The sequence below is a fragment of the Gillisia marina genome (assembly GCF_000258765.1).
GTDB lineage: Bacteria > Bacteroidota > Bacteroidia > Flavobacteriales > Flavobacteriaceae > Gillisia > Gillisia marina.
This window is the reverse complement of sequence record NZ_AJLT01000033.1, coordinates 1-13,170: the sequence shown is the minus strand read 5'-3', so window position 1 is coordinate 13,170 and position 13,170 is coordinate 1. Positions and strand designations below refer to the sequence as shown.

The following is a 13,170-nucleotide window of genomic DNA, read 5'->3' as shown; positions in this document are numbered from 1 at the left end:
AGTTCTTGTTTTAATATTAAAATATAAATTTTCGTTTTCTAATCAATAACCAAATTACAACAGGAGCACCAATTAAAGAAGTAATGGCGTTTATGGGCAAGGTATATTCTGTTCCGGGCATTTGTGCAGCTATATCGCAAGCTAACATCAATATTGCGCCTCCAAAAATCACAGCTGGCAATAAAATTTTATGATCGTTTGTTGGAATAACTTGTCTTATTAAATGCGGCACTGCAAGGCCAACAAAAGCAATTGGTCCCGCAAAGGCGGTGATGCTTCCGGCTAATAAACTGGTCGCAATAATTATTATAAACCGATTGGTACTTATTTTAACTCCTAAGCTTCTCGCATAATTTTCACCCAACAAAAGCGTATTTAAATTCTTGATACAGAATATGGCCAATATGGTACCTAAGAACCAGAATATTGCTAAAATTGAAACTTCTTGCCAGGATAAGTTTCCAAGACTTCCAAAAGACCAAAAGATGTATTGCTGCAATTGCGCTGCGGGACTAAAATAAGCCAGAACACTCACTACAGCTGCGGTTAGACTGGCAAACATTAGTCCTATAATTAGAATTGCCATAGTATCCCTTAATTTTGCTGAAGCCAGTAAAACAGCTAAAAGTACCAATAAACTCCCTAAACTGGATGCGATCACCAGACTCCATTTAGAAAGCAATAAAGCTGCTGTTCCTGCACCAAATACCGATGCACCCATAATTACTATTGCAACTCCTAAACTTGCTCCACTGCTTAAGCCTAAAACATAGGGTCCCGCAAGTGGATTTCTAAAAAGGGTTTGCATTAATAACCCACTTACTGCAAGTCCGGATCCTGTGAATATTGCGGTAAATACTTTTGGCAGTCTGTATTCCAGGATTATATATTGCCAACTTTCTTGTGTTACACCCTTTGTAAATAAAATATTGAAAATATCCTTTAGGGGAATATCTACAGATCCTAAACTTAAATTTATAAGCGCCGTTAGGCACACTAAAATAAACAGCAATAATAATAGTCCTTTATATTTTGCTGAATATGGCATTTATTGCAAGACTTTAAAAAATGTTGGTTGGTATTCTGGCATTAATTCTGGATGAAAAATAGAGATTAAGTCTTTTAACACTAAATCTGGCCTTGCAGGTGCAAGTTCATAATAAAGCACGCCACCATTGGCACCTAAAGAGTTACTATAGGTGTACACTTTCGTGTTTTGTACTGCTTTAAATTGAGCATAATGGGAAGAAGTTTCCAGTAATTGCTGAAAAGATTGAAACTGCCCCGGAGCTACCCAGTACTCTGCATCCTTACTTTTATCTAAAACACTTTCAAAGGATAAGGCGATACTACCGGAACCTTTGGTGTTCTCATAAATATAATTTGCATTGGCATCCTTAATAAATTGAGCTTGCCAAGAGTTGCCATAAGGCACATACCATTGATCTTTATACATAGAGCCACTGAGAACAGAAGCTTGGATTTTGCATTTTTCGCCAATTCTTTTAACGAAAGGTACGAGTCCCTAATTTCATTAAATTTTGCTGAAGCCTGATCGTCCTTATTATAAAATGCGCCAAAAAATTTAATCCATTCTGCTTTTCCTAAGGGAGATTCCTCTGTCCAATCCCCATTATAGATCACGGGAATTCCAACTTTTTGAATGGTATTAAAAGTTTTATTATTTCCATCTATGGCAAAACCAATTACAAGATCTGGATTTAAAGAAATCAGTATTTCGGTATTTATAGATTCATTCTGTCCTAATTCGGTAACAAGGCCTTCAGAAATGAGAGCTCTGGTTTTTTCTGAAGAAATATAATCGAGTCCCGGAAAACCTACTAAGCTTTCTTCTTCATTAAGAATTTCTATTGAAGGGATATGTGTGGTAGAGGTTACTACTATTTTTTTTACGGGTATAGTTACTTTATGGTCATATTTAACTTCAGAAGGGATACTAGCTTCATCTTCAGCTAGTAAATAGGTAAAGTTCTTATCTGCTTTTGGCCAAGGATCTTTGACGGTAAGCAATTTATAACCATCATATTGTTTGATGCTAAATCCTTTCGCATATTCAACAGAAATGTTATCTCCGGTTGATTTTGAGTCAACCATCTTAGACTCTTCATTTTTACAAGAAGAGAATAGAACTAAACATAAAAGAATGCATAATTTATACAAGGCTTACGTGTTTGAGCTTCAAAAGTAGTATTATTTAAAATTTTTAAAGCAGAAGATGAATAAATGTTTAATTTCGCACAGAATTTTTGGTTCGATGCCATATCTAATAATTAGAAATTGCATCGATTAAAAGGGAATATGGTGATTTATATTTCAGAAGCATTTCTGAATTTAAAAAATTCCAAAGCTGTTCCCGCAACTGTAAGTTTAGTCCCGTCCCGATAGTTTCGGAATAACTGGGATGCCTATTGTTACTACTTCTTAAAACCACTGTGCGAATGCATGGGAAGGTAAACAATAGGACACAAGCCAGGAGACCTGCCAGATTCGCTAATGTCAAACTTTCGGGATAAAAGTTTGGTGTAGGTTATTTATTCTACATCTTTTTTCCTGGCAAAAATTTAATTATGCTAAAAAAATTATGGATTTGTGGTGCTTTGCTGTGCACCGGATTGTTCCACGGACAACAAAAAGAAACAGCAGTGGACACTTTAGAGGAAGTAGTCTTAATCGATTCGAAATTCAAACTGAAACGAGAGAACAGCGGAAAAGTAATTGCGAAAATTACCGCTAAAGAATTGGAAATAAGCAGCGGACAGAGTTTGCCTGAAGTAATTAATAGGGTGAGCGGAATTGAGATTAACGGTACTAGAAGTAATGATGGACAAAACTTAGGTTATTATGTGCGTGGGGGAAGAAATCGCCAAGTTGTTATTTTAGTAGACGGTGTGCAGTTAAGCGACCCTTCGGCAATTTCGAATGATTTTGATCTACGTCTTTTACCTTTAGATCAAGTAGCTTCCATAGAGATTATTAAGGGAGCATCTAGTACGCTTTATGGATCTGGTGCTGCTACAGCAGTTATAAACATTACGACGAAAGCTCCTTTGGATAGAAAAATTGGAATGCAACTTCAGACTGTTTTAGGAACTAATCAAACTCAGAATAATGCAAATTATAATATCGCTCAATTTGATAATTCTGTAGGGATAAGTGGTAAGCTTTCTAAATTCGATTATCAAGTTAATTTTAGCAATCGCCATTCAGAAAATATGTCTTCGGTTGCTTCAAACAATGAGAATGAGAATTTCGAAGACAATCCATTTTCAAAATACAATGTATATGCACGGGTGGGTTACAAAATTAGCGAGAAGTTGAAGTTCTACTTTTATGGAAATTACGACGATTTTGAATCTTCTTTTGATGATGCATTTATGTACGCCGATGCAGATAATATATTGGAGAGTCAGCAATTTAGAACAGGGAGTCATTGGGTAGCTACTTATAAAAATGGAAGCTTCATCTTTAGCGATAGCTATTCTGAATTGAAACGTGAAATAAAATCAGGCTTTCCAAGCAAATTTGACAGTAAAGTATACGCTTTTGATACTCATAATAAATATATCTTCAATAATAAATTTCACACTATTGTTGGTTTAAACGGAGTCTTCAGCAGTTTTAATAGTTTTAGTATCCCATTTGGGGAAACCGAATTTGCTCAAACGGTGGATGAAGATGTTGCAGAATTCAATATTATAGATCCCTATGTGAATATGGTATATATCTCTGAAAATGGATTTAATCTTAACACCGGTGCTCGACTAAATATTCATAGTGAATATGGGGCTAATGTGGTTTATAACATCAACCCATCTTATAATATTAAGTTGAAGGAGAATAATTTAAAAGCTTTGGCTTCCTATAGCACTGCTTACATAACTCCATCTTTATATCAGTTATACGACAGCACTTATGGGAATACAGCATTAAATCCTGAAGAGAGTAGTACTATTGAAGCCGGATTGGAATTTAGCTCGGATGTACTTCGATTAAGCGCCGTTTATTTTAATAGGGATACTAAGAACTATATAGATTTTGTAACGGTAGATCCTGTTAATTTTATTTCGGAATATAGAAATATAGATGAAAAATTTAATGCAAGTGGACTAGAGTTGGAGCTAGATTATGCATTTTCTGAGAAACTGAATATGAAAACCAATTATACTTTTACTGAAGCTGAAGAACGATTTGCGTTAAGAATTCCAAAACATAAAGTGAACACCTCTCTTAATTATGCTATTTCAGCTGATTCTTTTCTTTCTCTGAAGTATCAATTTAACGATGATAGAACCGATTCCTTTTTTGATAGTGAGACCTTCGAAAGCGAAGAGGTAACTTTAAAGAGTTACAATCTATTAGCTTTTTATGTAAGTCATAGAGTTAATGAATACATAAAGATTTTTGGCGGACTAAGTAATATTACAAATGAAGATTACGAAGAAATTTATAGGTTTAATACCCGTGGTAGAAATGCAAGATTTGGATTAGTACTCACTTTCTAAAAGAACATTTTATAGAATTAAAAAAAGGGTTTCGATAGCATCGAAACCCTTTTTTTATTATTTATACTAGAGATTATTTTTCGATGAAAGTTGGTACTTTATCAATATACATTCTCTGATAGTTAAGATCTTTCATAGTACTTTCGCCTACGAATTTATACTTCTGAAAATCATTATCTATGCTTATTCTATTTCCAATTATAGTATTTACTGCCACGTTAAGCATTGGTTCACTTACTTCTCCTAAAACCCCAAGGTTTCTGAAATTTTCTGAAATTTCAACATCTGGAGCCAATCCATTAATATAATCTGAAACTCCAGCAGAGTTCACAGATTTCAATACTAATGGCTGAATAGCGTAAGTATGACTAGAATTAGCATTTTGTCTTCCAAAATTAGAAGAATCATATAAAGTTACAGATGCTTGGAATTTACCAGTAGTAGTTTCCCCAACTTGAACAACATCTATATAAGGGTTAAGCCCATTAATAACCAATTCACTTGCAGATGCAGAACGATTTGTAGTAATTACATAAACACGACCTAAGTTTAAACTATTAATAGCCTCTCCAGTTCTTATAGAAGTATTAAAATTATTAAGCAACCTTTCTGGAGCTTCGCTTTCAAAATATGCTTGATATTCTGCATTCCATACTTCTTTCATAAACAACTCCCCCGGAAATTGTCCAGTGATCATAGATGCAAGATCTGTTGCAGTTCTCACAGAACCACCACCATTATAACGTAAATCTAAAATAAGATCGGTAACACCATCTGCTTTAAATTGCCCAAATGCGGCATTTAATTGAGGATCATAATCTGATGTAAAACTATTATACATTAAATATCCTACTTTTTGCCCTTCTACATCTAAAGTTTTAGCTACAAATACAGGATTCGTATTATATTCAATTTTAGTAAGGTCAAAAGTTTCATCGGTATCTGTAATCGTGCTTCCTTCCAAAGTACCAAGCCCAACTGTGAAAGCATCTGGAGCAAATAATTGACTGAAATTAGAATCATTTATTTGTTGCCCATCTACTCTAGTTATAATATCTCCTCGTTTTAAACCAGATTCTGCAGCCGGAGTGTTTGGTAAAACATATCTTACAAAAGCGAAAACTTCACTACAAGAAGAACAATATCTTACTAAACCATAAGATAAACCTGTTGTTTTACTAATTCCGCTAAAAGAGTTTTCCAACTCGATATAGTCATCAACAATAAAGCTGAATCTATCTTGAGAAGCTGTTAATCCATCATAAAATAAATCTTCTGGAGAAGCATAGTTATCAAGGAAGTCATTTCTATCTTCTTGTGAAGCAAAAAAATCGTTAGCTAAAACAGGAACATCTGCTTTATATAAGTAGATTTCGTTCATCCCGCGATAAACAAAATTTTCAACGGTTAAATCTACAGCAGTTGGAGTAGGTTCAACTACAGGGGGTTTTTCATCGTCTTGATCGCTAGAGCAGGAGATAAAAAATGTGCTAAATAGCAGGGTAAGTAGTACAGTTTTAAAAATTTTCATAGCAGTTTTAATTGATTTTTAATTAAGATTCTAAAATTAATGACAAAATTGCAAATAATACAAAATTGTTGTTACAAAATTAGATACAAATCGTCTTAAGTATAAGAGGGTAATAAATCAACCAACCAACTTAATGAATCATCATACCTTTTTAAGGTTAATAGATCCCGTAAAGGATAAAATGTTCCGTTTGGCACTGCGTTTGCTTATATCGAAAGAAGCAGCGGAAGATGCGACCCAGGAAGTGATTCTAAAATTATGGAATCGAAAGGATAAGGTCAAGGACTATGCCAACTTGGAAGCTTTTATGATATCTGTTACTAAAAACCACTGTTTGGATCAATTAAAAGCTAGACATAACAGTAATTTAAGAATAATTCACACTAATTATGATAATAATGAATTATCTACACATAGACTGGCAGAGTTAAGTGATGAGATGGCACAAATTGAGAGAATTGTTGGAATGCTGCCAGAACAGCAAAAAATAATTTTTCAGTTAAGGGATATTGAAGAATATGATTATGGTGAAATAGCTGAAATCACTAAACTGAAAGAACCGGCAATTCGAGTCACACTTTCTAGAGCTAGAAAAAAAATAAAAGAAGAGTTACTTAAAACGCATCGATATGGAATTAAATGATTTGCGCACTTTAGTGCAAAAATTTGAAGAGGGAAAGACAAGTCTTCAGGAAGAAAGGGATATGAAGAAGTATTTTAACTCCAATGAAGTTCCGGAAGAATTTATAGCTTATAAATCACTTTTCAATTTTAATGTTGCATCAAGAAATATTGAGTATTCAAAGGAGATTCAACTAAATTCTAAACCGAAAAGAAAATGGGCCTATGCCGGAGTTGCAGCAAGCATATTAATTGTAATGAGTTTTTTATTTTTTAACGATTTAACGAATAAAAAGTTAGATGAACAAAACTTAGGTACTATCGAAGATCCCGAACAAGCGTATTTAAAAACAAAAGAAACCCTGCAAATGGTTGCAGATGTTTTTAGTGAAGGGAGAGAAGACTTGGAATATTTAAATGAATTCAATAAAACCAAAAACAAATTTATTAAAGAACAATAAAAATCAATTACCATGAAAAAATCAATTTTAGTTATCGCTTTAAGTTTAGTTTCATTAATAGGATATTCTCAGAGTTTCGAGAAATATGAGAATATGAAAGAGGTAGATGCCATGATCATGACCAGTAAAATGTTCAAGTTATTGGCTAAAGTAGACTTAAGCTCCACAGATCCGGAAGCACAACAATATATTAATCTGATTGAGAATTTAAAGGAAATAAGAATGTTTACGAGCTCTGCACCAGGAGTACGTTCGCAAATGCAGTCTGATGTTTCTTCTTATCTAAGCAAAGGCTCTCTAGAGCAATTAATGAGAGTGAATGAAGATGGGAAAAACATCAAATTTTATTCTAAAGCAGGTAGAAACGACAATTTTGTAAGTGAACTGTTTATGTTCATGGATGGAGAGAAGGATGGAAAACCAATTTCTATGATCCTTAGTATTACTGGAGATATAGATCTTACACAACTTTCTAAATTAGCAACCGACTTAAAAGTGCCTGGTGCTGAAGAGTTGAAAAAGGCAAACAAGAAATCTAAAATATAAATCATGAAGATTTTAAAAAATACAATTCTATTTTTCGCTGTACTTCTTATCGTGTCTTGTGATAATAATCAAAGCTTGCAAGAATATTATGTAGATAATCAAGGCAATAAAGAATTTGTGGCTGTGGATGTTCCAACCAGTATGTTCGCAAATACAGAAAAGTTAACAGCAGATCAAAAAAAAGACCTTAGAAACCGTTAAGAAGATCAACATTCTTGCAATACCTAAAAAGCAAGAGAATGAAACTAAAATAGAAGCTGAGAAAACTAAGATATCCAATATCCTAAAGGATGAGAAATATCAACTCTTAATGAAGTATGGTGGAGGAGATTCTAAAATGGCGGTTTATTTCACCGGTAGTGAGGAAGCTGTAGATGAAATTATAGTTTATGGAGAAGATAAAATGAAGGGGATGGGAATCGCTAGAGTTTTAGGAGATAATATGAATCCTTCGGATATTTTACAATTAGTAAGATCTCTTCAAAAAGGAGATATAGACATGGACGGTTTAGAAGGTATTACCAAAATGTTTGCAAGCGATCAGCTATAACGATTCTTACTTTAAGCAAAAAAAAGCCCTTGAGATTTCAAGGGCTTTTTTTTGCTTATAAATAAGGTTCTAAATACCTGTATAATTTTGTGGAGTAATTACTTTTAATTCATTTTTGATCTCTTGAGATACTTCCAGCGTTTCAATAAAATCTGCCATACTTTGTTTGGTTATTGCTGCGTTGGTTCTGGTTAAACCTTTAAGAGCTTCATAAGGATTAGGATACCCTTCTCTTCTTAAGATAGTTTGTATAGCTTCTGCAACCACAGCCCAGTTATTTTCCAAATCTAATTTGATCTTCTCTTCATTTAAGAGAAGTTTGTTTAAACCTTTCAATGTAGACTGAAAAGCGATAAGCGTATGTCCAATTGGTACACCGATATTCCTCAAAACAGTACTATCTGTAAGATCTCTTTGTAATCTACTAACAGGTAATTTGGAAGATAAATGTTCAAAAATTGCGTTTGCTATCCCCAAGTTTCCTTCACTGTTTTCAAAATCTATAGGATTTACTTTATGTGGCATTGCAGAAGAACCTACTTCTCCTTCTTTAATGCGCTGTTTAAAATAATCCATAGAAACATAGGTCCAAAAATCTCTGTCAAGATCGATTAAGATCGTGTTAATACGCTTTAAAGCATCAAACAATGCAGCCATATGGTCGTAATGTTCAATTTGAGTAGTTGGAAAAGAGTGATGAAGACCCAAGGTATCTTGGACGAAAGTAGATCCAAATTTTTTCCAGTCGATAGCTCCATATGCTACTTTATGCGCATTGTAATTTCCTGTTGCACCACCAAATTTTGCGGCATTTGGAATCTTTTTTAACTGCTCTAATTGCTCATTTAGTCTGGTTGTAAAAACTTCCATTTCCTTTCCTAAGCGGGTAGGGGAAGCTGGTTGCCCGTGAGTTCTTGCTAATAATGGAATAGCTGCCCATTCTTCACTTAGGGTCTCTAATTTCTTGATTATTTCTGTAAGTGCAGGAATATATTCGTTAGCCACAGCTTCTTTTAGACTTAAAGGAACGGCAGTATTGTTAATGTCTTGTGATGTAAGTCCGAAATGTATAAACTCTTTAGAATGGCTTAAAGAAAGCGTTTCAAATTTATCTTTGATAAAATATTCTACTGCCTTTACATCATGGTTTGTAGTCTTCTCAATTTCTTTTATAGCTGAAGCATCAAGAGAGGTGAAATTTTTATATATATCGCGCAGCTTCGGAAAGATATTGGAGTCAACATCTTTTAGCTGAGGTAGTGGCAATTCACAAAGGGAAATAAAATATTCAATTTCCACTCGAACCCTATATTTTATAAGGGCTTCCTCACTAAAATATGCAGATAAATTTTTTGTTTTCTGATGATATCTTCCATCAATAGGAGAAATTGCACTAAGAGGTGTCATTCTATACAGCTTTTAAAGATTAAAGCTCAAAGGTAAGCCTTCAAAATCTTCTATAGAACAGCTATCCTAATTTCTTTAATATTTTTCTGGAACAAGCTTATAACCTGCCGACTGTGAGCTATAATCCTTAATTAAAATAGCTTTTAGATCCTCTTTTATCCAATGATTTTCGTGAGAACATAGGAATAATGTCTGCATACTAAAAGCTTTAACAGCTACTTTTTCATCTCTAATCAACCAATTAAAGCAAACAGTAATAATGCTTTCTTTTTGATTAGGGTCGAGATGTATATTTGAAAGCTGAACGAAATTAAACAAGATTTTGGACAAGGCTCTAGTACCCGAGAGTCCAGAATAAGTTTTTGACAAATCGATTAATATTTTTAAAAAAAAAGAACTAAAATAGTTGGACTTTTTCTGGAAGCATATTCATGTATAACTAATATTTTTTCAAAATTTGTATCATCAGAATTTTTTAAAAGATCGATGACTTCTTTAACATGCTTAGGATTATTTAAAATTTTCAAAGAAAAGTCTTCTTTACTTTTAATGCTAAAATCAAGATTGTCAAGCTCTTTTAAAAGATCCATTTTTCGAAAAAATGGAATTAGGAGGTCATAAGCGATTCTACAAGTTGCACAACTCCTATGGTAGCATTTTCTGATATAATAGTCAGGTTTCTCGCTGAAGAAATATTAGGTCTGGGATCTATAAAATAAACAGGAATTGTATGATTAAGATAGTCCAAAAGCGCGGCAGCCGGATATACTTGCATAGAAGTGCCCACGATTATTAATATATCTGCATCCTTAACAATTTCAACTGCTTTTTGAAACATAGGAACAGCCTCGCCAAACCAGACTACATGTGGTCTTAATTGGTGATTATGCTCACAAAAATCTCCAAGTTTCAAATCGGTTTTCCAATCTAGCACTAAATCTTCATCAAAAGTACTTCGAGCTTTTAATAATTCCCCGTGGAGATGAATTACTCTAGAGCTTCCTGCCCGTTCATGAAGATCGTCTATGTTTTGGGTTACAATGCTTACTTTGTATTTGTTTTCTAATTTCACCAAGGCTTTATGAGCCATATTTGGAGACACTTGTAGCAATTGTTTTCTACGCTGATTGTAGAAATCCAATACTTTTTCCTTGTTTCTATCCCAGCCATCGGGCGAAGCTACTTCCATAATATCGTATCCTTCCCATAGCCCATCTGAGTCACGAAAGGTTTTAAGACCACTTTCTGCGCTAATTCCGGCACCGGAAAGAATAACGATATGCTGCATTTATAAATAGATTAAAACCTGAAATTACAGGAAATTGAGTATTAAGATATAATTAAAATACAGGAAAGAAAATTAAGAAAATAAAAAAAAACCGATCAGAATATGGTTTCTGATCAGTTTTAGTAGCGAGAACGAGATTTGAACTCGTGACCTCCGGGTTATGAAAATTTAAAATCGCAGATTAAAATGGATGTAAACAACTTAAAATCAATTAGTTAAATATATTTCGATGCTATTTAATACCATCTAATATCAAGGAAAATGGCTATTTGTTGTACCTATGTTGTACCTAAAAATTTGTACATTAAATGCTTAATTTTCAAGTTATGGCATCAATTCAAACAGTCCTTAGGAACAAACCGAATGCAAGAATGTTGTACCCAATAGCTATAAGGATTACTAAAGATCGTAAATCTTCATACATATTTACTGGTCAGTATATTGATAAATTGCAATGGAATGATGCTAAAGGCCAAGTGAGAAAATCACATCCAGATGCAATTTCTATTAATCAACTTATATATAAAAAACTTAGCCAAGCCAATAAACGTCTTTTAAATGCTGAATCTGAAGATGAATATCAATCTGTCAAGACGATAAAAACGAACATAGTTAAAAAAGAACGTTTTGACTTTTTTAGCGCGGTTAAAATTCAATTGCGACGTTTGGAGGAAAGAGGTCAATTCCATCAAAGAGATATAGTTAAGAGCAGGATGGAAAAATTTAAAGCTTTTGCCAAAAGTGAAAAGCTACATTTTAATGAGATAACCTGTGATTTATTAAAACGATTTGAAGCATATTTAAAAAATGATAGGGGGTTGGCTCATAGAACTACGGTAAATTATATGATTGCAATACGAACCATTTACAATATTGCAATAGGCGAGAAATGGGCGGAGCGTAATCATTACCCTTTCGGAAGGGGCGGATACACTATTAAGTTTTTGGAATCTCAAAAAATAGGGTTAACTATAGAAGAAGTTAAACTTTTAGAAATTGCGCAGGGTCTTACTGAGGCTCAACAACATGCACTCCATATTTGGCTGATCAGTTTCTATTTTGCAGGTATTAGAATTGGTGACGTTATGCAATTAAAATGGTCGGATTTCATTGATAATAGATTGCGCTATCGAATGGGTAAAAATCAAAAATTGGTTTCGCTAAAAATTCCAGAAAAGGTTAAGCCAATTCTTTCGTATTACAAATCTTTGGCAAAGGACGATTTTGTCTTTGAAGAATTACGAATGGTTGATCCTAAAGATGCCAAAACACTACGAACTAGAATAAAGACAGTCACAAGAACCTGCAATAGACACCTAAAAAATATAGCATTAGAGATGGGAATAACAAAAAACCTAAGCATGCATATTGCACGTCACAGTTTTGGAAATATTTCAGGTAGTAAAATTCCTATTCAGATGTTACAGAAACTTTATAGGCATTCTTCAGTAACAACAACTATTATTTATCAGTCCAATTTTATGCAAGATGAAGTGGACGATGCTCTAGACAAGGTTGTAAACTTCTAATGTTAAGTTAGTAAATAGAGCCGATTTTAATCAACTTATACCGAACGGTCTTGGTTAAGACAAGCAGCGTCGAGTGGGGACGCGTTTTTGTCGGCTTTGTTGTTTGTTATCTAAAATAACACTTTTACTAGAATGCCCGCTATTTGCTGTAAAACGATGTTGTGGTGCATTTTTTATTGTGTTTCTTTCCAGACTAGATAGATCGTATAGATTAAATAGAAACTTAATAATAAAGCAGATTCCCATCTATCAAGTCTTTTTCGTTTTCCTGTAAACATAGCCATAAAAAGGAAAAGGGTTCCTCCTAATAAAATCGCAATGTCTAAATTAAAGTTTTGATTGTACGAAATTGGATTGATGAATGAGCTTACCGATAATATTAATAGAATATTAAAAATATTTGAACCAATGACATTTCCAATCGCTATATCACTATTTTTCTTAGTAGCTGCCACAATTGATGTTACTAATTCTGGCAAAGATGTTCCTGCGGCAATGATTGTCAAACCAATAATTTTTTCACTTACTCCCAAGTTTGTTGCTATCAATATGCCTTTATCAACAACCAATTGACCTCCAATGATTAGCCCCGTAAAACCTAATAATATGAATCCCCAGATTTTAAAATTTGATTTGTGCTGGTAGGAAACTGCAATATTGTCTTCTCTTTTCATTTGATTAAATACATAATACAGAAACGCAGCAAAACCTATG

The 13,170-nt window shown here is 33.7% G+C and carries 16 protein-coding genes and 1 riboswitch; of the genes, 7 read left to right on the top strand and 9 right to left on the bottom strand.

Annotation, left to right across the window (positions count from 1 at the left end):
• Positions 1-16: 16 nt before the first annotated feature.
• The 3 genes from ON07_RS09300 to ON07_RS15085 are packed head-to-tail and all read right to left on the bottom strand — an operon-like array spanning position 17 to position 2,115.
• Entirely contained in the window at positions 17-1,048 is a 1,032-nt protein-coding gene (locus ON07_RS09300; protein ID WP_010230454.1) for an iron ABC transporter permease, read from the bottom strand.
• Positions 1,049-1,435 carry an ABC transporter substrate-binding protein gene (locus tag ON07_RS17785; protein WP_316928126.1) on the bottom strand — a complete coding sequence of 129 codons (387 nt, stop codon included), beginning with the start codon at positions 1,433-1,435 and terminating at the stop codon, positions 1,049-1,051.
• Positions 1,321-2,115: an ABC transporter substrate-binding protein gene (locus ON07_RS15085; RefSeq protein WP_316928125.1), complete on the bottom strand. Its 795-nt coding sequence runs from the start codon at positions 2,113-2,115 to the stop codon at positions 1,321-1,323. The genes ON07_RS17785 and ON07_RS15085 overlap by 115 nt, the downstream gene beginning before the upstream one ends.
• 136 nt (positions 2,116-2,251) lie before the next feature.
• Positions 2,252-2,521, top strand: a riboswitch (cobalamin riboswitch).
• Positions 2,522-2,588: 67 nt separating this feature from the next.
• Here ON07_RS15085 and ON07_RS09290 point away from each other — a divergent pair.
• The gene (locus ON07_RS09290) at positions 2,589-4,523 is read left to right on the top strand and encodes a TonB-dependent receptor plug domain-containing protein (RefSeq protein WP_010230452.1); all 1,935 of its coding nucleotides are present in this window, start codon (positions 2,589-2,591) and stop codon (positions 4,521-4,523) included.
• Positions 4,524-4,596: 73 nt separating this feature from the next.
• Here the strand turns inward: ON07_RS09290 and ON07_RS09285 are convergent, their stop codons facing one another.
• Positions 4,597-6,054: a S41 family peptidase gene (locus tag ON07_RS09285; protein ID WP_010230449.1), complete on the bottom strand. Its 1,458-nt coding sequence runs from the start codon at positions 6,052-6,054 to the stop codon at positions 4,597-4,599.
• Between the two features lie 133 nt (positions 6,055-6,187).
• Between ON07_RS09285 and ON07_RS09280 the strand changes: the two genes are divergently transcribed.
• The 5 genes from ON07_RS09280 to ON07_RS17135 are packed head-to-tail and all read left to right on the top strand — an operon-like array spanning position 6,188 to position 8,232.
• Positions 6,188-6,697 (top strand): RNA polymerase sigma factor, encoded by a 510-nt coding sequence (locus ON07_RS09280; RefSeq protein WP_010230447.1) that lies wholly within the window; start codon positions 6,188-6,190, stop codon positions 6,695-6,697.
• The gene (locus tag ON07_RS09275; RefSeq protein WP_010230445.1) at positions 6,684-7,136 is read left to right on the top strand and encodes a hypothetical protein; all 453 of its coding nucleotides are present in this window, start codon (positions 6,684-6,686) and stop codon (positions 7,134-7,136) included. The genes ON07_RS09280 and ON07_RS09275 overlap by 14 nt, the downstream gene beginning before the upstream one ends.
• A gap of 12 nt (positions 7,137-7,148) precedes the next feature.
• Complete coding sequence (locus ON07_RS09270) at positions 7,149-7,682, top strand: DUF4252 domain-containing protein (protein ID WP_010230442.1); 534 nt, start codon at positions 7,149-7,151, stop codon at positions 7,680-7,682.
• A 3-nt stretch (positions 7,683-7,685) separates the two neighbouring features.
• Entirely contained in the window at positions 7,686-7,883 is a 198-nt protein-coding gene (locus tag ON07_RS17140; RefSeq protein WP_237708895.1) for a hypothetical protein, read from the top strand.
• Positions 7,855-8,232, top strand: a complete 378-nt coding sequence (locus ON07_RS17135; protein WP_081483386.1) for a DUF4252 domain-containing protein — start codon at positions 7,855-7,857, stop codon at positions 8,230-8,232. Before ON07_RS17140 ends, ON07_RS17135 begins: the two co-directional genes overlap by 29 nt.
• Before the next feature lie 69 nt (positions 8,233-8,301).
• Here ON07_RS17135 and purB read toward each other — a convergent pair whose 3' ends face one another.
• The 4 genes from purB to ON07_RS09245 all read right to left on the bottom strand — a co-directional run bounded on the left by purB (position 8,302) and on the right by ON07_RS09245 (position 10,927).
• Positions 8,302-9,639, bottom strand: a complete 1,338-nt coding sequence (gene purB, locus ON07_RS09260) for an adenylosuccinate lyase (RefSeq protein ID WP_010230438.1) — start codon at positions 9,637-9,639, stop codon at positions 8,302-8,304.
• Positions 9,640-9,714: 75 nt separating this feature from the next.
• The gene (locus ON07_RS09255; RefSeq protein ID WP_010230437.1) at positions 9,715-10,008 is read right to left on the bottom strand and encodes a hypothetical protein; all 294 of its coding nucleotides are present in this window, start codon (positions 10,006-10,008) and stop codon (positions 9,715-9,717) included.
• Between the two features lie 14 nt (positions 10,009-10,022).
• Entirely contained in the window at positions 10,023-10,229 is a 207-nt protein-coding gene (locus ON07_RS09250; RefSeq protein ID WP_010230435.1) for a hypothetical protein, read from the bottom strand.
• Between the two features lie 17 nt (positions 10,230-10,246).
• Positions 10,247-10,927 carry an SIR2 family NAD-dependent protein deacylase gene (locus tag ON07_RS09245; protein ID WP_010230433.1) on the bottom strand — a complete coding sequence of 227 codons (681 nt, stop codon included), beginning with the start codon at positions 10,925-10,927 and terminating at the stop codon, positions 10,247-10,249.
• Positions 10,928-11,253: 326 nt separating this feature from the next.
• On the opposite strand from ON07_RS09245, the gene ON07_RS09240 reads away from it, so the two are divergent.
• Complete coding sequence (locus tag ON07_RS09240; RefSeq protein ID WP_029331754.1) at positions 11,254-12,456, top strand: site-specific integrase; 1,203 nt, start codon at positions 11,254-11,256, stop codon at positions 12,454-12,456.
• Positions 12,457-12,629: 173 nt separating this feature from the next.
• On the opposite strand, the gene ON07_RS09235 is transcribed toward ON07_RS09240, so the two are convergent.
• On the bottom strand, positions 12,630-13,170 hold a 541-nt coding region (locus tag ON07_RS09235), incomplete at its 5' end, for a sodium:calcium antiporter (protein ID WP_010230429.1).

Bases quoted from the DNA above. Each gene is read 5' to 3' on its own strand.
- ON07_RS09300 (WP_010230454.1), bottom strand. From the start codon at position 1,048: ATGCCATATTCAGCAAAATATAAAGGACTATTATTATTGCTGTTTATT.
- ON07_RS15085 (WP_316928125.1), bottom strand. From the start codon at position 2,115: ATGGTTGACTCAAAATCAACCGGAGATAACATTTCTGTTGAATATGCG.
- ON07_RS09290 (WP_010230452.1), top strand. From the start codon at position 2,589: ATGCTAAAAAAATTATGGATTTGTGGTGCTTTGCTGTGCACCGGATTG.
- ON07_RS09285 (WP_010230449.1), bottom strand. From the start codon at position 6,054: ATGAAAATTTTTAAAACTGTACTACTTACCCTGCTATTTAGCACATTT.
- ON07_RS09280 (WP_010230447.1), top strand. From the start codon at position 6,188: ATGAATCATCATACCTTTTTAAGGTTAATAGATCCCGTAAAGGATAAA.
- ON07_RS09275 (WP_010230445.1), top strand. From the start codon at position 6,684: ATGGAATTAAATGATTTGCGCACTTTAGTGCAAAAATTTGAAGAGGGA.
- ON07_RS09270 (WP_010230442.1), top strand. From the start codon at position 7,149: ATGAAAAAATCAATTTTAGTTATCGCTTTAAGTTTAGTTTCATTAATA.
- ON07_RS17140 (WP_237708895.1), top strand. From the start codon at position 7,686: ATGAAGATTTTAAAAAATACAATTCTATTTTTCGCTGTACTTCTTATC.
- purB (WP_010230438.1), bottom strand. From the start codon at position 9,639: ATGACACCTCTTAGTGCAATTTCTCCTATTGATGGAAGATATCATCAG.
- ON07_RS09250 (WP_010230435.1), bottom strand. From the start codon at position 10,229: ATGGATCTTTTAAAAGAGCTTGACAATCTTGATTTTAGCATTAAAAGT.
- ON07_RS09245 (WP_010230433.1), bottom strand. From the start codon at position 10,927: ATGCAGCATATCGTTATTCTTTCCGGTGCCGGAATTAGCGCAGAAAGT.
- ON07_RS09240 (WP_029331754.1), top strand. From the start codon at position 11,254: ATGGCATCAATTCAAACAGTCCTTAGGAACAAACCGAATGCAAGAATG.